Origin of the sequence: Pseudohongiella sp. (genome assembly GCF_040877505.1) — a bacterium.
Lineage (GTDB): Bacteria > Pseudomonadota > Gammaproteobacteria > Pseudomonadales > Pseudohongiellaceae > Pseudohongiella.
The window spans coordinates 256,749-277,757 of record NZ_JBBDNQ010000019.1 but is presented as its reverse complement, the minus strand read 5'-3'; the positions used below and the strand labels follow the sequence as shown (position 1 = coordinate 277,757).

At 53.2% G+C, this 21,009-nt stretch carries 10 protein-coding genes; 5 read left to right on the top strand and 5 right to left on the bottom strand.

The window, feature by feature from the left end; all coding sequences use genetic code 11:
- Window positions 1–221: 221 nt before the first annotated feature.
- The 3 genes from WD071_RS08145 (at window position 222) to WD071_RS08135 (ending at window position 6,476) form a co-directional block, all read left to right on the top strand.
- Window positions 222–3,170 carry a TonB-dependent receptor gene (locus tag WD071_RS08145; RefSeq protein ID WP_368047854.1) on the top strand — a complete coding sequence of 983 codons (2,949 nt, stop codon included), beginning with the start codon at window positions 222–224 and terminating at the stop codon, window positions 3,168–3,170.
- A gap of 132 nt (window positions 3,171–3,302) precedes the next feature.
- Complete coding sequence (locus WD071_RS08140) at window positions 3,303–4,886, top strand: fibronectin type III domain-containing protein (protein WP_368047853.1); 1,584 nt, start codon at window positions 3,303–3,305, stop codon at window positions 4,884–4,886.
- 117 nt (window positions 4,887–5,003) lie between these two features.
- On the top strand, window positions 5,004–6,476 hold the full coding sequence (locus WD071_RS08135; protein ID WP_368047852.1) for a CehA/McbA family metallohydrolase: 1,473 nt from the start codon (window positions 5,004–5,006) through the stop codon (window positions 6,474–6,476).
- A 110-nt stretch (window positions 6,477–6,586) separates the two neighbouring features.
- On the opposite strand, the gene WD071_RS08130 is transcribed toward WD071_RS08135, so the two are convergent.
- Window positions 6,587–7,630, bottom strand: a complete 1,044-nt coding sequence (locus WD071_RS08130; RefSeq protein WP_368047851.1) for an AraC family transcriptional regulator — start codon at window positions 7,628–7,630, stop codon at window positions 6,587–6,589.
- 211 nt (window positions 7,631–7,841) lie between these two features.
- Here WD071_RS08130 and WD071_RS08125 point away from each other — a divergent pair, with 211 nt between their 5' ends.
- A complete protein-coding gene (locus tag WD071_RS08125; protein ID WP_368047850.1) occupies window positions 7,842–13,022 on the top strand; it encodes an Ig-like domain-containing protein in 5,181 nt (1,726 codons plus the stop codon).
- Between the two features lie 51 nt (window positions 13,023–13,073).
- On the opposite strand, the gene WD071_RS08120 is transcribed toward WD071_RS08125, so the two are convergent.
- Both WD071_RS08120 and WD071_RS08115 read right to left on the bottom strand, forming a co-directional pair.
- Window positions 13,074–14,117 carry a helix-turn-helix domain-containing protein gene (locus WD071_RS08120; RefSeq protein ID WP_368047849.1) on the bottom strand — a complete coding sequence of 348 codons (1,044 nt, stop codon included), beginning with the start codon at window positions 14,115–14,117 and terminating at the stop codon, window positions 13,074–13,076.
- 36 nt (window positions 14,118–14,153) lie between these two features.
- Window positions 14,154–15,197, bottom strand: coding sequence for a helix-turn-helix domain-containing protein (locus tag WD071_RS08115; RefSeq protein WP_368047848.1), 1,044 nt, complete (start codon window positions 15,195–15,197; stop codon window positions 14,154–14,156).
- A 217-nt stretch (window positions 15,198–15,414) separates the two neighbouring features.
- On the opposite strand from WD071_RS08115, the gene WD071_RS08110 reads away from it, so the two are divergent.
- On the top strand, window positions 15,415–19,662 hold the full coding sequence (locus WD071_RS08110) for a cadherin-like domain-containing protein (protein WP_368047847.1): 4,248 nt from the start codon (window positions 15,415–15,417) through the stop codon (window positions 19,660–19,662).
- Window positions 19,663–19,710: 48 nt separating this feature from the next.
- Here WD071_RS08110 and WD071_RS08105 read toward each other — a convergent pair whose 3' ends face one another.
- Window positions 19,711–20,454: a lysophospholipid acyltransferase family protein gene (locus WD071_RS08105; protein WP_368047846.1), complete on the bottom strand. Its 744-nt coding sequence runs from the start codon at window positions 20,452–20,454 to the stop codon at window positions 19,711–19,713.
- Entirely contained in the window at window positions 20,451–21,005 is a 555-nt protein-coding gene (gmhB, locus tag WD071_RS08100; protein ID WP_368047845.1) for a D-glycero-beta-D-manno-heptose 1,7-bisphosphate 7-phosphatase, read from the bottom strand. Before gmhB ends, WD071_RS08105 begins: the two co-directional genes overlap by 4 nt.
- Between the last annotated feature and the right edge of the window lie 4 nt (window positions 21,006–21,009).

Here is a 21,009-nt window from a genome sequence, read left to right as displayed (position 1 = left end):
GCCCGCCCAGCATGACAATCACGTCATGAAACCCTCATCAATCCGTCACGTTCGTGACACACAACCCCACTACCCTTGATCTCGCATTACACAGGCTACTTCATTGTAGGCAGCGAGTTAAAAGGTCAGTAGGTCAACACAAACATTGTGTCGACAATGCGCATAAAAACCTGGACCGATGCCGTGCACCAACAAATTAACTGGTATTCCGGAGATTTTTCATGACGCATCGTAATGAGATTACGTCGTTTCCCCTTTCCCGCTTATGCACGGCCCTGCGTGCGACTCGCACCTGGTCTGCACCGAAGCTGCTGACAGCGACGCTCGTGCTGTCACTGGCCAGCGTTGCCAACGTCAATGCCCAGTCTGCCGAAGGAACGCTGGTTGGTCGTGTCGCTGAAGCGGGTACCGGCCGCTCGCTGGAAGGCGCCATTGTTACGATCCCGGGTACTACCTACCGTGACTACACCGATGCTAGTGGACGATATTCAATAACCGATCTGCCACCGGGTGACTATCGCCTGACAGTGACCTACGTTGGCCTGGCACCGATGGAAATGGATGTATCTATCTCCGCGGATCAATCCACATCTTACGATGTGGAAATGGCGCGTCTGGCCGGCGTGGAAACCATTACCGTCAGTGCATCCAGAACAGGCACGGACCGTGCGATCAATGAGCAAAGAACGGCCGCCGGTATCGTTAACGTCATTTCAGAAGAGTCGTTTGGCGCCATGCTTGATGGCAATATCGGCCAGGCCATGCAGCGCCTGCCGGGCATCAGTGTCAACCAGGGTCAGGATGGTGCGCACGGCGACATCAACATTCGTGGTATCGCCGGTGAATTCAACTCGGTACAGATAGACGGAAACCGGGTACCGTCTTCAGGCGGCAGTAACAGCTTCAACCCGCGTCAACTGGCCGCTGACGGTGTCACCAAAATCGAAGTGATCAAGGCCCCGACACCTGACCGTGATGGCGATGCCGTCGGTGGTATTGTCAACATGGTCACCCGCAGTGCGTTCCAGCGCCAGGGCCGCGAAATGAGCCTGGACGTTTCCGGTGTGCTGAACGAAGAGCCTGATAACTGGGGGAACTCGGCCAGCTTCTCGTTTTCTGACATTTACAGTGTCAATGGCGAAGACAACAACCTGGGTATCAGTTTTACGCTGAGCCGCTACGACACCGATCGTTATTCGCGCAACGCCGACATAGACTGGGTGCAGGTGACGCCAGAAAACAACCCGGAACTGAACATCGGCCAATACAACATGCCAGTCTGGTTCATGGAAGCCAGTCACTTCGAGCACGATACGCGTACCACATTGACCAATACACTGAGTGGTTCCATTGACTACCGTGTGGGTGACAATAACTCGTTCTATCTGCGTCCGATGATCAGTCAGTATGAACAAAGCGGTACCAAATACGAAACTGACATTGATGTTGACACACGATTCCAGAATTCCGTGGGTGGTCGAAAAACATACGCCGAACTGACACCCACCTATGGTCGTGGCACAGCCGACAGCGAAGGCTCACGGGGCTGGATTGGTACTCTGGAAGACAGCGAAAATACTCTGTACTCGCTGTCCGTAGGCGGTCGTCATGAGTATGACTCTGACCTGCTGACGTACGACCTGTCCTACTCCCGCAACAAAAGTAAAATTACGGATGACAGCGAAGTGAACATGCTGATGGAGCCGGACGACCCCTGGTTCATTTTTGAATATGAGGTTATTGATGCGCAAGCCGGTGACATCAGGATTGATGCCGTCAATGGCGTTGATTCCAGCGATCTCAGCCTGATGACCGAGGGCGAGCTGGAAAAGATTTTTGGTGGCAAAGAAGATCAGGTGTACAGCTCACGTATTGACTGGCAGCGCAGCTACAGCAGCGGTAGCAATACTTTCACCATCAAGACCGGTGCCAAGTATCGTGTCAGTCAACAGGTGCGCGACATTACCGTTGATCTGTATGAAATGGATGAAACTTTCCCTTATGCCGACATCCTTGTGCCCACAGACGATGTGATTTTCCTGAAGAAGAAGTACTACGACGTGCAGCCGCAAGTGGCACTGGACATGCTCAACCGCAACCCGGGCCTGTTCGAATTCGTGGATGATGATTCGCTCGAGGACAGTAACGTTGAGGACTATGATGCCGAGGAATCCATTTCCGCCGGCTACGTGATGGGCACCTACGAAACCGGTATTCATACCATCATTGCCGGTGTGCGTCTGGAGCGCTACGAATGGTCCAACCTCAACAAAACGGTCAGCTATCTGAATGAAGTGCCTACGGTAACACCGACACGTCAAGGCGACTCACATTCATTCTGGTTGCCGGGCATTCACTTCCGGCATGAGCTGACCGACAATCTGATTCTGCGCGAAAGTTACAACCGCAGCTATGGCCGTCCTCGCCTCAGTGAACTGTCACGTGGTCGCTGGGTAGATGACGAAGGTAATATCGAAGACGGCAACGCGAATCTGATACCTGCCTTGGCAGACAACCTGGATGCCCAACTTGAGTACTACACCGAGCGTGGTGGTCTGTACTCCATCGGTGTTTTCTACAAGGACATCGAGGACTTCACCTACACTGAAGTGTATGACTTTAATGAGCTGGGCCCGGACGGCATTCCTGTCCCGGCTGAAGGCGGTGACTTCGAATACGAACGGCCTGTTAACGGTGCCGGAGCGACAAACTACGGTCTTGAGTTGATCGCCCGTCAGAACCTGTTCTTCCTGCCCGGCGCTCTGCAAGGATTGAGTGTGGCACTGAGTACGACGCTGACCGAAAGTGACGCCGAGTATCCAAACCGTACCGATGGTCGCGATCTGCCGCTGGAAGGTTTTTCCGAGTTGCTGTACACCGCAACACTGAATTACACATGGCGTAATCTGGATGCTCGAATTGACTACACCTATCGGGATGACTACATCGAAGGCCTGGGAAATTCCATCGAGACTGATGAGTTCTATGCAGCCGAAGATCGCATCGATGCCGAAGTACACTACAGCTTCAATGACCGGCTGCGAGGCTTTATCACGGCAAGCAATCTGACGGATGAACCGCAGGTCTCTTACGCGGGTTACCCTGGCTTTGTTGAAGATACCAGCTTCTCTGGCCGAAAATATACCTTGGGACTGCGTCTGGACTTTTAATCGGTAAACCCTGCTGACTACCGGCAGTTGCTTAATATAAAAAGGGGTGTTCCACAACACCTCTTTTTTTTCTTCAGGAAAAACAAGAGAGGCTCTGCAACCATGAAACCGACATTCATTAGAATAATGTTTATGCTTGCTTTCGCTGTGCCTTTTGCGGAAGGGCAAGAACATGATCATGATAATTGGCAGCCGACCCCCTACGCACTAAATCGCGCTTACGCGCCAACCCCCATGCCGGAACGCGTCATTCTGACCTGGAACGAGGATCCGGCTTCAACGCAATCAGTTACCTGGCGCACGGACACGTCGGTGAAAAAAAGCGTCGCCGAAATTGCGATTGCCAATGTCAATGGTCGCGCCCTGAATCCGGAACGTGTGCAGGCAGAGACCACTTATTTCCAAAGCGATCTGAACGAAGCTCACTATCACTCGGTGACGTTCAGGAATTTGCAGGCCGACACCCTCTATGCGTATCGCGTGGGAGATGGTGAAAACTGGAGCGAGTACTTCCACTTTCGCACCGCCAGTGATCGTGCGCGTCCTTTCAGCTTCATCTATTTTGGCGATGCGCAAAACGAAGTGAAGACACATTGGTCGCGAGTGTTTCGTGAAGCCTTCCGTGATGCACCTCGCGCTGCGTTCACCCTGCATGCAGGAGACCTCGTCAACGAGGACGCCTGGGATGCAGAATGGGGCGAGTGGCACGGTGCACCGGCCTGGGTAAACGGCACTATCCCGGTGATCGCCACGCCAGGCAATCATGAATATTTTCGTGCCAACCAGGGCCCGGAAAATGAAAGATTCTGGCAGACCAAAGCCGGGGCTGATCTGCCCGTGATTGTTGAGGTTGTCGAAGAGCATCAAGAAGATGGCAGCGAACTGTACAAAGTGACCGCTATCGCCCCAGATGGCCGCACCGCCTACCTGGAATTCAACGATGACGATGAAATCACCAGAGTAGGCGACGGCGTGGAAACCCTGACTGGATTCAGCGAAGCTGAGCTGTTGGGAACTGACTATGATGACGCACCGCTGGACGATCGTCGCCGCGACAACGGAACCCCCAGCGTCAGCACACATTGGCGACCACAGTTTGCGTTTCCGGTACAAGACGTACCCGAAGGCCTGGAAGAGACGGTGTACTACATCGACTACCAGGGTGTGCGCTTCATTTCGCTGGACTCAAACCGCTCGCGCGACGCTCAGGTGCCGTGGTTGCGCAAAGTACTCGCGGACAATCCCAACCGCTGGACTGTGCTGACTTTCCATCACCCGATGTTCTCGCCTGCCTCGGATCGCGACAATCCTGAATTGCGCGCACTGTGGAAACCGTTGTTTGATGAGTTCAAGGTAGACCTGGTACTCAGTGGCCACGATCACACCTATGCCCGCACCGGTGATGTGGGCGAAAAGGTTGGCACCGAGAACGTGCCAACCGGCTATCAGCAAGCATACGATGCTAATATCGGCACTGTTTATGTGGTCTCAGTCAGCGGCCCCAAGATGTACGATATCACCAAAGGTGACTTCGCCAGACGTGTTGCCGAAGATACGCAGCTTTATCAGATCGTGGCGATTGATGATTCCGTGCTGACCTTCAAGGCCTACACAGCGACCGGTGAACTGTATGATGCGTTCACGCTGGAGAAGCGCGACGGTGAAGCGAACCGGCTACGCGAGATCCTGCCGCCGGAGAATCGTGCCAATCAGTAATCTGACGAGTACCCTATTGGGCCCCACTGCTATGACAGTTGGAAGGTTGGCTGTTACCCTTAACCTCTGCTGAGAGTGTCTATGTTAATGTTACGCATTGTCCTGAAAGTTGTCTTCATGAGCTTGTTGATCAGTCTGGCAGGGTTTTCTGCACACGCTGATGAGAACCCGGGCAGACTGACTATTAGCGGCGAATTGACTGGCAATGACCACGAAAGCTATCAGGAAGTGCCGTTCGAAGTACCACCGGGCATCACTCGCATCACCGTCAGTGTTGAGTACGAACGTGATAATCGCACGGTGGTTGATCTGGGGCTATTCGATCCGGAGCGATTTCGTGGCTGGAGCGGAGGCAACAAATCCACTTTCACCGTTGCCGAAAGCTATGCCACGCCTTCCTACCTGCCCGGACCGGTGATTTCAGGAACATGGAAATTGATTTTGGGCGTGCCAAACATACGTGAGGGTTCGGTCGCTAAGTACCGCGCAGAGATATTACTGGAATCCGGCGCAATGGCCGGGGCGCGCCCGTTCGCCACTATTGCGCTAAACGATTCACCTGCATGGTACCGCGGTGAGTTGCATGCACATACGGGGCACAGTGATGGCAGCTGCCGGTCCCAAAGTGGTGAGTCGGTGCCGTGCCCCGTGTATCGCAGCGTTGAAGCTGCGGCTGCATTGGGTCTGGATTTTCTGGCTATCACTGAGCACAACGCCACCTCTCATCATCAAGCCTTGCAAGAACTGCAAATAGCGTTTGACCAGATGGTATTGATGGCTGGTCGTGAAATTACCACGTTTTTTGGCCACAGCAATATTTTTGGCACCACCGATTTTATTGATTTCCGCGCCACCAATGCGCAGATGGATTCGATCCTGCGTGACGTTGGTGATGACGGAGGCTTGGTGTCGTTAAACCACCCGGGTTTGCCCTCGGGCGAGGCTTGCATGGGATGTGGCTGGGTAGCAGACACGGACTATTCTCTGGTGCATGCCATCGAGATTATTAACGGAAGCGTCATCGACAGCAGCAATGGTGAGATCTATGGCCCATTGTCGGGCATTCCTTTCTGGCAAGATCTCCTCAACAAAGGCTATCGAATCACGGGAATTGCCGGCAGCGACAATCACAGTGCAGATCTTGACGCTGCCAGCGGTCGCCTGTCAGCACTGGGGCAGATCACCACAGTCATACATGCGGCATCTCTGAGTCAGGCAGATCTGATGCAGGGCATCAGGCAAGGCAGGGTTTTTGTTGATCTCGAGGGTAGTCGTGATCGTGTGCTGGATATGACAGCGACCTCGGCAGAGCAAACCGCGATCATGGGCGAGAACTTGCAGGTAAGTTCAGGGGATGAAATTGAAATAAACGTCAACGTTGAGCATGCCCCTGACAGCAGTATTATTCTGTACCGCAATGGGGTAGCAATGACCAATGCAATTAACTACACACACGCCAATAATTCGATGACTGCTCAGTCAGTTTTCACCAGCACTGGCCAACGCGAGTGGTTTCGCACCGAAGTCATTGACCAACAGAACAATGTTCTGATGTTGTCCAATCCTGTTTACATCAATTTTGATATATGATGGCTCGGTTTTTCGGCGTGTGGTATTCATAAATATGCCATATGTCACAACAAGGCATCGATCTCTGTAAAAATTGATTTCTGTAAAATACGCTGGCAATGATCAACGCATCACATGCGCAATACTTCGCTCAGCCAGCGTTCATAGTCGCGATCACCTACTTCTGTCCGGTTTGTCTCTTTATCGACCTGACATGTTCCCGCGCGACATATCTTTGCTTCGCTGGGTGTCATTCCAAATCGTTGCCGAAACGCGCGTGAATAATGCGCCTCACTGGCAAAACCCCAAGCATAGGCGATATCACAAATACGCCTGTTCGAAAATTTGTCAGACAATAACTCATGTGCACTGCGTCGTAATCGCCTTTCCTGAATATATGCCCGAATACCGCCTATTGGCTCAAAAAGTCTGTAAAGTGCCGAACGTGAATGTTTTAGAGAGGCGCAAAGCCTATCAACATTAATGTTGCGTTGAAGATTGTTCTCGATTTCTAACTTTGCCTGTGCAAGCAGGCTGGATGCCACCGCTGCGCCGCCGTCAGGGATACGCTCAAGCGACCCGTTGAGTGCACTGGCAACCAAATGCACAGTTGGCTGTATCAGTTGCTGCGCCTCTTCCTCAGTCATGCCACCCAGCAGGTTGAACGCGGTTTTCATGTGATTGACCACCAATGTTGTCAGTGGTGACCCTCCCTTGAGTACCCGACCCGCCTGGCTGTCTGGATCGGACAAAAGTGGTGTCAACATGTGTCGCGGAATTACCAGAGAGCGCTGCGTGAACGCGGTTGTCGTTGCTTCATGCTTGTCTGCCATGTCCAGAATCAGGAGATCCCCTGGATTACAACAGACCGTTGCTGACCCGTGTGCGATTTCCTGGGTGCCGCTCAAATGCGTCTGCACGACATAATAATCCAGATTGTCACGAGCAACCCTTAATGGCGGACGCTCAAAACGTTGCGCGTGGGTGCTGCACCCGGAGAACATAAACTGGTTGTCGATCAGGAAGCTGGCAACGGTGGTATGGCATCTTGAGCTGATGCTTTGAGGTGATGGAGTCACATCAAAAAGCGTATCAATGCTCTCTTCCCAGACCCCGAGCTGCTGATCAGGACAAAGATACTGAGTGGTAAAAAGGGATTTCTGCAGGGCGCTCATCAGTGAGTAGCAATTTTTCTGATTAGATTTCAAGAGACTTTAGAACATTCTCGTTCGCAGATCAAATCCTGGGACGTACAGTCAGAGTTTTTGGGACGTATAGTCAAAGCCGCGAGGCCAGAATTGGATACCATCCATCCACGCGAATTCAGCCTCATCGCTCAATCTATCGACACGGTCGAATAACCTTATTCCAGGAGACACTCTAAACGTGAGCAATAAGAATAAAGGCAATAGCGCCGGCAACAACACCGGTACTTCGGACAAACTCAACGGCCGCAATAGCAACGACATCCTGGATGGCACAGCTCTTGACGAAACAGTGGACGGCAAGGCGGGCGACGACACGGTTTCAAGCGGTGGGGGCGATGACTGGGTCAAAGGTGGTTCAGGTAACGACAAGCTGGTCTACACCGTTGGGCTCAATGTTGGTGCAACCGATCTCTACGATGGAGGCTCTGGCAGCAATATTCTAGAGCTCAGGATGACCCGGGATGAGTGGATGCGTGATGATATCCAGGCCGATGTTGCCGGATATCTGGCCTTTCTGGACTCCGCAGCCCCTAATGCAAAAGGCAAAAACAACAGCTCGGGCTATGAGTTCACGTCGCTGGGCATGACTGCGCGTCGTATGCAGAGCCTGGAGGTTCTGGTTGATGGTGTCGCTCAGGATCCGCGAGACGATATCATCGTGGCTAATAATGTTTCCCGGACAACCCTTACAGAGCACAGCATTGTCACTGGCAATGTGGTGGCTAACGACGATGTGCCGGATTTGGTGCGCGAGGTCACGCTGGTCCAGGGGCCCGCGCAAGGAAGCCTGTCGCTGACCTCTGATGGCAGTTTTTCATACGACCCGGGCATGGAATTTGACTATCTGGCGGAAGGTGAAACTGCGCAGGTTGAATTCACCTACCAGGTGACTGACGCAGACCGGGACACCGCCACGGCCGTGGTAAGCATCACCATAACCGGCACCAACGATGGCCCAGTGGCCAATGTCGATACCGGCACCACGGATGAGAATGCTGTTTTGCGGGTGGATGTACTTGCTAACGACACGGATGTTGATGCCAGCGATACCCATATCGTCACTGCGGCAACCATCGCTGCCGGTCTGGGCGTCGTCGCCATTGTTGATAACAAAGTTGAATGGACTCCTGGCACGGACTATGACTACCTGGCCGTGGGTGAATCCGCCACAGTCGAAATTAACTACACCATGGAAGACAATAACGGCGCCGAGGACTCCTCTGTGCTGACTATCACTGTGACCGGCAGCAACGATGGCCCAGTAGCCAACGTCGACACCGGCACCACCGATGAAAACGCGTCACTACTGGTGGATGTGCTGGCCAACGACACCGACGTTGATGACAGTGACACCCATACCGTGATTGCTGCCACCATTGTCTCCGGCCTGGGTATAGCGGCCATCGTAAACAATCAGGTGCAATGGACCCCCGGCACGGATTACGACTACCTGGCGTTGAATGAATCCGCGACCGTTGAAATCAACTACACCATCAAGGACAACAACGGTGCCGAGGCGTCATCAACACTGGCCCTCACCGTGACCGGCAGCAACGATGGCCCGGTGGCCAACGTCGACACCGGCACCACCGATGAGAACGGTGCGTTGTTAGTGGATGTGCTGGCCAACGACACCGATATCGATGCCAGCGATACCCATACCGTCACCGCCGCCACTATCGCCGCCGGCCTGGGTGTTGTTGCTATTGTTGATAACAAGGTCGAATGGTCCCCCGGCGCCGATTATGACTACCTGGCCGTGGGTGAATCCGCCAAAGTCGAAATTAGCTACACCATGGAAGACAACAACGGCGCCGAGGATTCATCAACACTAACTATCACCGTGACCGGCAGCAACGATGGCCCGGTAGCCAACGTCGACACCGGCACCACCGATGAAAACGCGTCACTACTGGTGGATGTGCTGGCCAACGACACCGACGTTGATGACAGTGACACCCATACCGTGATTGCTGCCACCATTGTCTCCGGCCTGGGTATAGCGGCCGTCGTAAACAATCAGGTGCAATGGACCCCCGGAACGGATTACGACTACCTGGCCGTGGGTGAATCCGCCAAAGTCGAAATTAGCTACACCATGGAAGACAACAACGGCGCCGAGGATTCATCAACACTAACTATCACCGTGACCGGCAGCAACGATGCACCAACGGTGGATTATGCACTGTCACGCACAGCCAGTGAGGAAGATACGGTATTTACCGTTGATTTACTGGAAAGCGCCGCGGATCTGGACAATGGTGCCGTGTTGAGTGTCAGTGATCTGAGTGTTGCCGATGGCAAAGGCGGCTGGACGCTCAACGAAAACCAGCTGGTTATCGACCCGCACCATTTTGATGAGCTGAACACCGGTGACCTGGAGACACTAAACGTTAGTTATAAAGTTACCGACGAAAAAGGTGCAAGCGTCGATCAGACACTGGCGATAAACATCGAAGGATTTACGGACGCACCATCGCTGGCCGCCATTGCAACTGCAGGCACGGCAGTTAACGAACTGCAGGTCAAAATCGCCAGTCAGCCAGCCAATGACGAGCGTGTTGTACTATCGTTCACCAATCTACCAGTGGGCGCCCGGGTGCTTGACGCTGCGCGTGCTGATGTGACGGGTGGTGTGAATAATTTTGCCGGTACACACAATTTCTTTGTGGTGTTACCGCCGGAAGCTGACGCCGACTTCGATTTTGGCATGACCGTAACAGGGTTCAGGGCAGATGGCTCGGAAATTGGTTCCACTTCTGGTGCGATTGACTTCATTTATGATCATACGCAACTGAATAACCAGGTGACTTTTTCTTCTGAAGACCAGGGTATCTGGGCCTCAGGCGATGCACCCATGGTGCAGTGGCACGAATACATTCCGATCATTGGTGGTAAAACCAAGGCCTGGAATACCGCTACCAAAGCATGGGAAGCCACCGACGAAGCTCCCTGGACCAGCGGTAGTTTTAGCCTGTTCAGTGCTGAAGTCAGTGCTGAACAGGCAAAGAATATTGCCTTGGCAGGTGCCCAGGCCACATTGGATGCGGCAGAAGACACATTCAATGACACAGCCTATGCAATTGACTCGGCCGTGCAGTCAACGTACAACGCGGCAGTTTCGGCATTCGGTACAGCTCTGACTACCGCAGGAAACGTTTTTCAGGCAGCAACTAGCAAAGCGCAAGAGGTTTTTGATACTGCGATAAACGGCATCAGTCAGGTTGCAGAGGATGTCGCTATTGCCACATACAATGCGGCTGTCAACGCAGCAGCGGCCGTACGCGACGGTGCCATCGCTACCTTCGGATGGCTTGGCGGCTGGGTATCGAATTCGGCATGGGCTGTTTACAATGAAGTCGTGAATGCGGCGGCCGCCGCAAAGGAGGCTGCTTTGGCTGGTGTGAATTGGTCGGCAGAGAAGATTGCGGAAGCGGCTCAGGTTACCTACGATGCCGCCATCGCGGCAGCAAACTGGGCCTCAGAACGGGCGATAGAGGCTGCGAATGCTACCTTTGCAGCGGCCGAAAACGTTTACAACACGGCAAAGCAGGCTGTTTTTGATGCTGCGAAGGCGATATTTGATACTGCACAATTGGCGTTTGATGTGGCTTCAGCAGCACTTGACACTGTTCAGGGTAAAACAAGTTTAGATATCAACGCTGATATGTACGCCGAAGTGGGCCTGCAGATTGATTTTGTGCTGGATTCTGGCTCCGTGGATACCGAGGTGCAATACGATGTCGCCTCAACACTGCAACACAACCGCACCAGCGATGTATTGATGATCACACCGCACCTGGTCAATCAGACCACCGGTGAGGCAGTGGCCTTTGAAACCATCAGCCCGAACGCCTCGCTCAAAGCTGCTCTGCTATATGATGTCGGTGCCAACCTGAATGTTCTGCTTGACAGTAACCTGGTCATTGGCAACACCGTAATCTGGGATATTTCTCAGGGCGAGGGGCCTATCAATATTGGTACATCTGTCACCACTGGCGGCTGGGCTGAGGACTTTGAAAACCTGAAAGATGACATCGAGGATCTGGCAGGTGATTTGAATCTGGAGGGTATTTCAGTAGGTGAGTTGGTGCTGATAGATATCAACACCGCAGAACTTGACCAGTTTGAAGTGCCATTTATCGGCACGTTAACAGAAGATATTGTTTCAATTGAACTGGGTGTGCCAACGGTGCAAACACAAGGCAAAGCTGCTGCCTATAGTCCCTCATATTATGCTGAAGGTGGCCTGGTTGCGGTGGACCTGGGTGAGATCGTCGGTTCAGTCATGAATCTGCTAAATGCCAGGCTGGACTTTAGTCCCGAACTGCGAGAGCAACTGAATCTGGGCAGTTTGCAGGAAGCCGAATCCTTTGCCGCCGCTGTCAGTCTGCTGGGCGAAGCGTTTCTGGGCACACTGTTTTCCGCTCTGGATGGTCAGTCAGAAAACACGCCGGTATTCCTGCTGGATGCCACTGATGAGACCAGCAGTTCACTGTTGCACCTGAACTTATTTCCGGATTCAGTGATGGGGAATACGGTAACCGCAGATACCGGCAAATTTGGTTTCTTTACGTCCTATGGTGAGAGCAACGATCTGGTTAGAGTAACTATTGATATCGACCAGGCGGTTGCGGTTATAGTCAACAAGATTATAGAAGCCGCGGCAGCCACCGCGAGTTCGGGTTCAACGGTATCTTTCCTGCAAGCCTTGCCGGATATTAACCCGCTGGATCTGTCGTTTGGGCTGGAAGAAATACTCAAGGCCATTGAAGCTCCGCAATCAACGATCGACCAGATGACCAAGTACTTTGACCTTAATGTTGGTTTTGAAGCGGCAGATCTCGATGTCTACTCCGCCATCAAGTTCTCGCAAGAGTTTACCCTGTCACTGGATGATGTTGAGTACCAGGTCACCCTGGAAGATGGCGCGCAATACCTGTTTGCTGCTAATACCGAGGGCAGTCTGGTTATCGAAAATGCCAGTCAGCATGATGCCGATGGTAATGGTGTGGTGGACTACCAGATGAACATGGTGCCCAAGGCCATGTTCTCCAATGATACAGAGATCGGTCTGGAGATCGGGTATGTACTGGACTTCCTGAAGGCATCACTGGCGGCAGATCTGATGCTGCCGCTTGATGACCTGCTGGACATAGAAGGCTTGCCCGCCATTCCGCTCAACCTTGCAGATGTCAATCTTGGGCCGCTACTGCGACTTCAGGGTGATCTGGACCTGGCAAGCGCGGATATATTCGAGTCGCGCTTTGACTTTAATCTGGGCTCGGCGGACGTCGATGGTGGTTTTGACACGGTAGATGAACAGCTGGTAACCCTGGTCGGCGTCATGCCTGCCTGATGCAACTGCGGTTGAGAGTCGATAGAGGTGAAGTTACAAGCCTCTGTCGGCTCACAGGCGCAGGGTCTGCATCAGCCACTGACCGTAATCGATATCTCCAAGATCTGCGGAATCGACACCATTCTCCACCGGGAACATAGCCAATCGACTGGCTCTGGCTTCGCCAGGTGTCATACCAAAGCGGGTTCGAAATGCTCGTGAATAATGGGCCTCGCTGACAAATCCCCAGGTATAGGCGATATCACATATTCGTTTGCTGGCACCCTGGGCGGACAACAGCTCCTCCGCGCTTCGTCGGAGCCGGCGCTCCTGTATGTAGGCGCGAACACCCCCCACGGGCTCGAATAACCGATAGAGGGTAGCGCGCGAGTGGTTCAACGAGGCACTGAGTTTGCCAATGCTTATATCATGTTGCAGATTTTTTTCGATCACAGCTTTGGCGTGCATCAGAAGACCGGCCGAGACCGCGGCGCCGCCGTCAGGTACCTGGTCTATTGAGCCATTGAGGGCACTGGCAACCAGCAGCAATGTTGGTTGAACGACCTGCGACGCTTCCATATCGTTCAGGGACTCAGCGATGTCGAAAACTGCCTGCATATGATTGACAACCAGTTTTGCCAGTGGCGAGTCACCTCTCAGCACCCTCCCGCCCTGATCGTCTGGATTGACTAACAGCGGCGCTAACAAGTGTCGCGGGACTACCAGTGAACGTTGCGCAGAGTCTGTTGCGGTCGCCTCATAGCTGATCGCCAGATCCAGAATAATCAAATCTCCCGGTTTGCAGGTGTTGGTCTTTCCCCCATGATGAAGTTCCTGCTCGCCACTCAAATGCGTCTGAATAGCGTAGCTATCCAGACCATCGCTGGCTATCTTCAGGGGCGTACGCTTGAAGCGCTGTGCGTAACTGGTACAACCGGAAAATAAAAGTTTATTATCAACCAGATAGCTGCTGACAGTATTATGGACGTCGATATTGATGGACTTCGCGGCGGGCGATATCTCAAACATCGGACCGATGTTTTTCTTCCAGGCAGATAGTCGCTTTTCAGGGCTGAGATGCCGGGTACTAAACGTTGATTTTTTGACAGAACTCATTTGCTCGCGCTCTTCGCCGCTCTGAAGATATTGTATTTACAGACGTAAGGTCTGGGTCAGCCACTGTCCGTAATTGAGATCTCCAATTTCCGCCAGTTCAACACCATTTTCCACCGGAAACATCGCCAGTCGACCGGCTCTGGCTTCGCCGGGTGTCATGCCAAAGCGGGTACGAAATGCCCGTGAATAATGCGCTTCGCTGGCAAATCCCCAGGTGTAGGCGATATCACATATTCTTTTGTTGACACCCTGCCCGGATAACAGGTCTTCCGCACTTCGTCTTAACCGACGTTCCTGTACGTATGCGCGGACACCTCCTTCCGGCTCGAACAAACGATAGAGCGTAGCACGCGAATGGTTCAGTGCAGCACTGAGCTTGCCTATGCTGATATTGCGTTGCAAATTATTTTCAATCTCGGCCTTGGCATGTGCCAGAAGGCTGGTTGAAATGGCTGTGCCGCCACCCGGTATGTGATCTACAGAGCCATTGAGGGCGCCGGCGACCAGCTGCACGGTTGGTTGAATGATTTGTGACGCCTCCATCTCGCTCATGGAATCTATTACGTCAAAAACGGCTTTTATATGGTTGACGACAAGTGTTGCCAGAGGTGAATCACTTCGCAGCACCCGCCCGCCCTGACCGTCCGGATTCACCAACAGTGGTGATAACATGTGTCGCGGAATCATCAATGAACACTGCGTAGAGTCTGTTGCAGTTGCCTCATAACTGTCCGCCAGATCCAGAACTATCAAATCGCCCGGTTCGCAGGTCGTGGTTTTGCCTCCATGGCGTAGCGTCTGCTTGCCACGCCGGTGTGTCTGCAATACATAATTATCCAGACCGTCGCGGGCCACCTTTAAGGGTGTGCGCGCAAATCGCTGTGCGTGTTTGGTGCAGCCCGAAAACATGATCTGATTGTCAATCAGATAGCTGGTGATGCTGTTGTGGTCGCCGGTATTGGTGATTTCCGACGCTGGCGTGATTTCAAACATTGGGCAGATGTTCATCTGCCAGGCAGGCAACCGAAGTTCCGGGCTTAAATGCCGCGTGGTAAAGGTGGATTTGTTAACAGAGCTCATCAGACCATTCTTTCAGCTGCTTTTGGGACCGTCTACGAACCTTAGACCATTACAGTTCCCAGATCAAACCATCTGAGACATACAGTCAATGCTTTTGAGACATACGGTCAAACCCCGAGAGAACAGAATGGGTAGTATTCAAGGCATCTCAATTCAGCCGCAATGCTGAGCCCTTCCATTCGGTCAACGACCCCTTATTTCCGGAGATACCTCAATCGTGAGCAAAAATAAAAATGCCAATAACAAAAGCAACGGCAGCAACAAAAAAAGTCCCTCAGACAAGCTGTTCGGTCGCAATGGCAACGATCTCCTGGTAGGCACCTCAGCCGATGAAACAGTGGACGGCAAGTCCGGTGATGACACCGTGTCCGGCGGTGGTGGTAACGACTGGGTCAAAGGCGGCTCGGGCGATGACCGGCTGGTCTATACGGTTGGGCTCAATGAAGGCGCCACCGATGACTATGATGGCGGCTCAGGTACCAATATTCTGGAACTGAGAATGACCCGCGATGAGTGGATGCGCGATGACATCCAGGCAGATGTGGCCGGATATCTGGCTTTTATCTCCTCCACAGCGCCCAATGCCAAAGGCAAAAACAACAGCTCAGGTTACGAGTTCACGTCGCTGGGTCTGACCGCGCGTCGCACGCAAAGTCTGGAAATCTTTGTTGATGGCGTTGCTCAGGATCCCCGAGACGAGGAGATCATAGCAAACAACGTGTCCCAGACTACGTTGACTGAGCACAGCATCGTCACCGGCAACGTCACCGACAACGATGATGTGCCGGATCTGGTGCGAGAGGTCACCTTGATCCAGGGGCCCGCGAAAGGTGACCTGGCACTGGCCCCAGACGGCAGCTTCTCGTACGACCCGGGCATGGAATTTGACTATCTGGCAGAAGGTGAAACTGCGCAGGTTGAATTCACCTACCAGGTGACTGACGCAGACCGGGACGCCGCCACGGCCGTGGTAAGCATCACCATAACCGGTACCAACGATGCCCCGGTGGCTAATGTTGATACGGGTACCACCGATGAGAATGCTGTATTGCTGGTGGAGGTGCTGGCCAATGACACTGATGTGGATATCAAGGATACAAAGACAGTTACCGCCGTTTCCATTGCATCAGGGTTGGGTATCGCTGCGATAGTCAATAATCAGGTGCGTTGGACCCCCGGCTCTGACTATGATTACCTGGCGCTGGATCAGGAAGCCACGGTCAAAATTGACTACACGATGGCAGACAACAATGGCGCTGAAGACTCGTCTCAGCTCACCATTACCGTGACCGGCAGCAACGACAAGCCGACCGTGGAGTACTCGCTGGAGCGCACAGTCAGTGAAGAAGATGATCCGCTGATTATTGATTTGCTGGAAAGCGCAGCGGACGTGGACCAGGGCTCGGTATTGAGTGTCAGTGACCTCGGCGTCGCCGGTGACAAAGGCGGCTGGCAGCTGCAAGGCAACAAGTTGTATTTTGATCCCGACTTCTATGACGACCTGAATACTGGTGATCTTGAGACGCTTGATGTCAGTTATAAGGTTACCGATGAGCACGGCGCAATCGTCGATCAGACGCTGCAGCTCAATGTCGAAGGTTTTACCGATGCGCCTTCGTTGGCGGCGAGTGCCTCTGCAGGCGCTGAAGTCAACGAGCTTAAAGTCAAGATTGCCAGTCAACCTGCTAAAGATGAAACGGTCGTTCTTACCTTCACCAACTTGCCAGTCGGCGCACGTGTGCTTAATGCTGCAGGCATTGACGTTACTGCGGGGGTCCACGATTTTGTGGGTGTGCATGATTTTGTAGTGGTGGTGCCGCCCAATGTCGACGCTGATTTCGATTTTGGCATGACCGTGACCGGCTTGAATCCGGATGGTTCCGAGATTGCCGCGACCACCGGCACAATCGACTTTGTCTATGATCATGACAGCGATTCGGACCAGGTCATATTCAGTTCACAGAATCAGGGTATATGGGCTTCGGGTCCGGCGCCGATGGTGCAGTGGAACGAGTATGTGCCGATTATTGGTGGCAAGGCAAAGAACTGGAATGCGCAAACCGAGGCGTGGGAAGATACCGGAGTAGCGCCCTGGACCAGCGGCGAATTCTCGCTGGTTTCTACCCGCATTTCGGCAGAGGATGCGATTAACGTGGCCTTGACTCTCCCCAGGGAGGTTCTTGCTACCGCAAAATCGGCATTCAACACAACTGTGCAGGCGGCGCAAACCGTACTCAATGGCGCCTGGAATATATACCTGGAGGCTGCTGCTGCAGCCAACAGCGCTTTCAACACGGCGTCGCAGGCAGCCTGGGATGTGTTTAATGCCACCGTTGGTGCTGCCGCACAAGCCACCATAGATGCGGCATACGCTACGTACAACACGGCAAGAGACGCTGCTGCCGGTATCAGGGATGCTGCACTGGTGGCAGATTTCCTGGACATCGCCACAGGTGCGATCTGGAGCGCCTACTATGCTGCGGAGTCAGTGGCGCGGGGCACACTCAATGTGGCGCTCGATGCCGTCGAAGGCCTTGAAGCGGGTGCCCGAACCGTGCTTAACGAAGCCATTGCTGGGGCTCGCGTCATCAAGGACGGGGCTATTGAGGCAGCTAATACAGCGTTTCAGGCTGCCAGAGATGTGTTTGATCTGGCCAAACAGGGAGCTCAGGAGGTCCTTGGTCTTGCCCAGGACGTGTACGACGATGTCGAAACTGAATTGAACAAGGTGCAAGGAGAGACCAGTCTCGACGTTAAAGCCGACCTCTATGGTGAGGTTGGTCTGCAGGTCAATTTTGTACTTGATTCCGGGTCGGTTGATACGCAAGTGCAGTACGATGTGTCATCGTCACTGCAGCATAACCGAACCACGGATACATTACTGATCACACCACATCTGGTTAATCAGACCACAGGTGATGCAGTTGCGTTTGACACCATCAGCCCCAATGCTTCACTGAAAGCCGTGCTGAACTACGACGTGGGTGCCAAACTTAAGGTCCTGCTCGACAGTAATCTGGTTATCGACGGAGAGGCCCTTTGGGATATTACGCCTGGCGCTGGCCCCATTAGTCTGTCGCCGCAGGTTTCCACCGGCGGCTGGGGCGACGACCTGGCCAATCTGAGCGATGAAGAGATAGCGAGTGTAACGGAAGAGGAAGAAATAAATCTGGAAAGTTTCTCGGAAGGAGAATTGGTATTGATCGACCTTAACACCAAGGATGTCGGTCAGATTAAAATACCCGTCGAATCATTTACGGAAGACATTTTCTCTCTGCAAGTGGGCATTCCAACCATAGAAACGCAAGGCAAGGCGGATGATTTTGATCCGGCATTTTTTGAAGAAGGCGGCCTGGTCGCTGTCGACTTTGATGAACTTGCCGCAACGGTGTTGAACCTGGTGAATGCCAGACTGGACTTCAGTCCCGAACTCAGGGAGCAACAGCCCAATCTGCGCAGTCTGCAGGATACCGAATCATTTGCCGACACCGTGGCACTGGTGGGCGAGGCATTGCTCGGCACGCTTTATGATGCGCTGGACGGACAGTCCAAGAAAACACCAATTTTTCTGCTGGATGCCAGGGATCAGACCAATGACGCCTTTGTGCATCTCAATGTGATTCCGGACTCGGTTATGGGCGATACCTTAGCAGAGGACACCGGCAAGATTGGCTTCTTTACTGCTTATGGTGAGAGTAATGACTTGGTTAAAGTGACTCTCGATGTTGATCAGGCGGTTGCCGTCATCATCAATAAAATTGTTGAAGCCATACTGGGTGTGGTCAGCGGTGGCGCCACGGTCAAGCCCTTGCAGACCCTCGATGACATTAACCCGCTGGATCTGTCGTTTGGTCTGGAGGACATGCTGAAGGTTGTTGAAGTACCTCAACCCACGATTGACGAACTGAAAAAATACTTCGATATGACCGTTGGGTTTGAAGCAGCCGACTTAGATATCTATTCGGCCTACAACTTCTCCCAGGAATTCACGCTGTCCATCGATGAAGTCCAGTACGTCGCTACCATGGAGGACGATACCCAATACATCTTTGCTGCCAACGACGACAGCGGCTTGCGTATTGAAAATGCCAGCAGGCACGACGAGAACGGTGACGGTATTGTGAGCTACGATATCTCACTGGCGCCGGAGGCCATGTTCTCCAATGATACCGAGATCGGCCTGACCGTTGGTTATGTGCTGGACTTCCTGCAAGCTTCGATGAAGGCGGATCTGAAGTTTCCACTGGAGGAGTATCTCGGCATATCCGGACTGTCACCGGTGTCACTGAATATGGTCGATGTCAAATTGGGGCCGCTGCTGCGTATTCAGGGTGACCTTGATCTGGCGAGCGCGGATATATTCGAGTCGCGCTTTGACTTTGATATCGGTACAGCGGAAATCAACGGAGACTATGCAGTCACTGATGAGCAGCTGGTGACTCTGGTTGGCGTGATGCCAGCCTGACCGGCGATGATTGATGGGTATCAGGCAGTAGTGAGCCAACAAAGCCGGCTAATTGGCTTCATTCGGCTCACCGGCATACTCAAGGCCCAGTTCGTGACGCTTTGATTCGACCCAGATCAGAAACTCCAGGTTCACTTCCTTGGAGGTTTTGCCCTGGGTTGAGATGGGCTTACCAACAATCAACTTGATGGTACCGGGATTTTTCCGCGTGCTGCCGGCAGGCCAGTGCTTGCCGGCATTATGCAGCACCGGAACAATCTCGGTTTCGGTTGCTACGGCCAGCTGCGCGCCGCCTCTGGAAAACTTGCCCAACTTGCCGGTGGGCGCTCGAGTGCCCTCCGGGAATACCAATACCGACGCGCCTTCCTGCAATCTTTCGGCGCCCTGTTTCAGCAATGATTTGCCGGCCTCCCGGGGTTTGCTGCGATCAATTGCGATGGGTCTTTGCAAGCGCAGCGCCCAGCCCCAGAACGGAATCTCCAGCAGTTCTTTCTTGAGAATGGGGCACACCGGCGTGAACAACTGGTACAGAAAAATGGTTTCCCAGGTGCTTTGGTGATTACTGAAAATGATGACCGGGTGATCGGGTATATTCTCCGCACCTTCTATTTCGTAACGCACATTGCTGGTGATGCGAAGCCAGCCAATCACCAGCCGACACCACAGAGCGTAAAGATAATAACGACGCCGCGGTGGCAGCAGCCAGAACAGGGAAATGATCAGCACTGAGATGATAAATGTCAGGCCGGCATAACCCAGGAAAAACAGTACTGAGCGAATCTTGTTGATCATTGAGAATCTGAATCCAATAACGTGTTGACGAACGACGCCAGGTCGGCATGCACCGGTGTATCGCAAAGCTCATCGGGCAGACCGGCGTCCGCCGTCGCGGTGCCATTGCCGGTAAGCACCAGTACGGGCTGACAACCAGCACTTTTTGCTGCCTGCAGATCCCGCAAACTGTCGCCGACGAAAGGTGCATCGATCACTGATACTTCAAGTTCGGTGGCAATTCGATGGATCAATCCGGGCAGTGGTTTGCGGCACAGGCAACCGTCATCCGGACCATGCGGACAATAAAAGAATCCGCTGATAATGCCACCGGCCTCTTCCACCCAGTCATTGATGGTATGGTGAATCCCGGCGAGTGCGTATTCGTCGAACAACCGGCGGGCAATTCCCGACTGATTGGTCGCTACTGCAATCTGATAACCGGCCCTGCTCAGGCGGGCAATGGCCTCAATGCTACCGGGTATTGCGATGCATTCGTCGGCGGATTTGACGAACGTATCGGAGTCCTCATTGATGACGCCGTCACGATCAAGAATAATCAGCCTGCTCATGTGC

What these genes read in the sequence shown, in the direction of transcription:
- WD071_RS08115 (WP_368047848.1), bottom strand. Translation starts at nt 15,197, where the DNA reads ATGAGCTCTGTTAACAAATCCACCTTTACCACGCGGCATTTAAGCCCG.
- WD071_RS08145 (WP_368047854.1), top strand. Translation starts at nt 222, where the DNA reads ATGACGCATCGTAATGAGATTACGTCGTTTCCCCTTTCCCGCTTATGC.
- gmhB (WP_368047845.1), bottom strand. Translation starts at nt 21,005, where the DNA reads ATGAGCAGGCTGATTATTCTTGATCGTGACGGCGTCATCAATGAGGAC.
- WD071_RS08140 (WP_368047853.1), top strand. Translation starts at nt 3,303, where the DNA reads ATGCTTGCTTTCGCTGTGCCTTTTGCGGAAGGGCAAGAACATGATCAT.
- WD071_RS08105 (WP_368047846.1), bottom strand. Translation starts at nt 20,454, where the DNA reads ATGATCAACAAGATTCGCTCAGTACTGTTTTTCCTGGGTTATGCCGGC.
- WD071_RS08120 (WP_368047849.1), bottom strand. Translation starts at nt 14,117, where the DNA reads ATGAGTTCTGTCAAAAAATCAACGTTTAGTACCCGGCATCTCAGCCCT.
- WD071_RS08135 (WP_368047852.1), top strand. Translation starts at nt 5,004, where the DNA reads ATGAGCTTGTTGATCAGTCTGGCAGGGTTTTCTGCACACGCTGATGAG.
- WD071_RS08130 (WP_368047851.1), bottom strand. Translation starts at nt 7,630, where the DNA reads ATGAGCGCCCTGCAGAAATCCCTTTTTACCACTCAGTATCTTTGTCCT.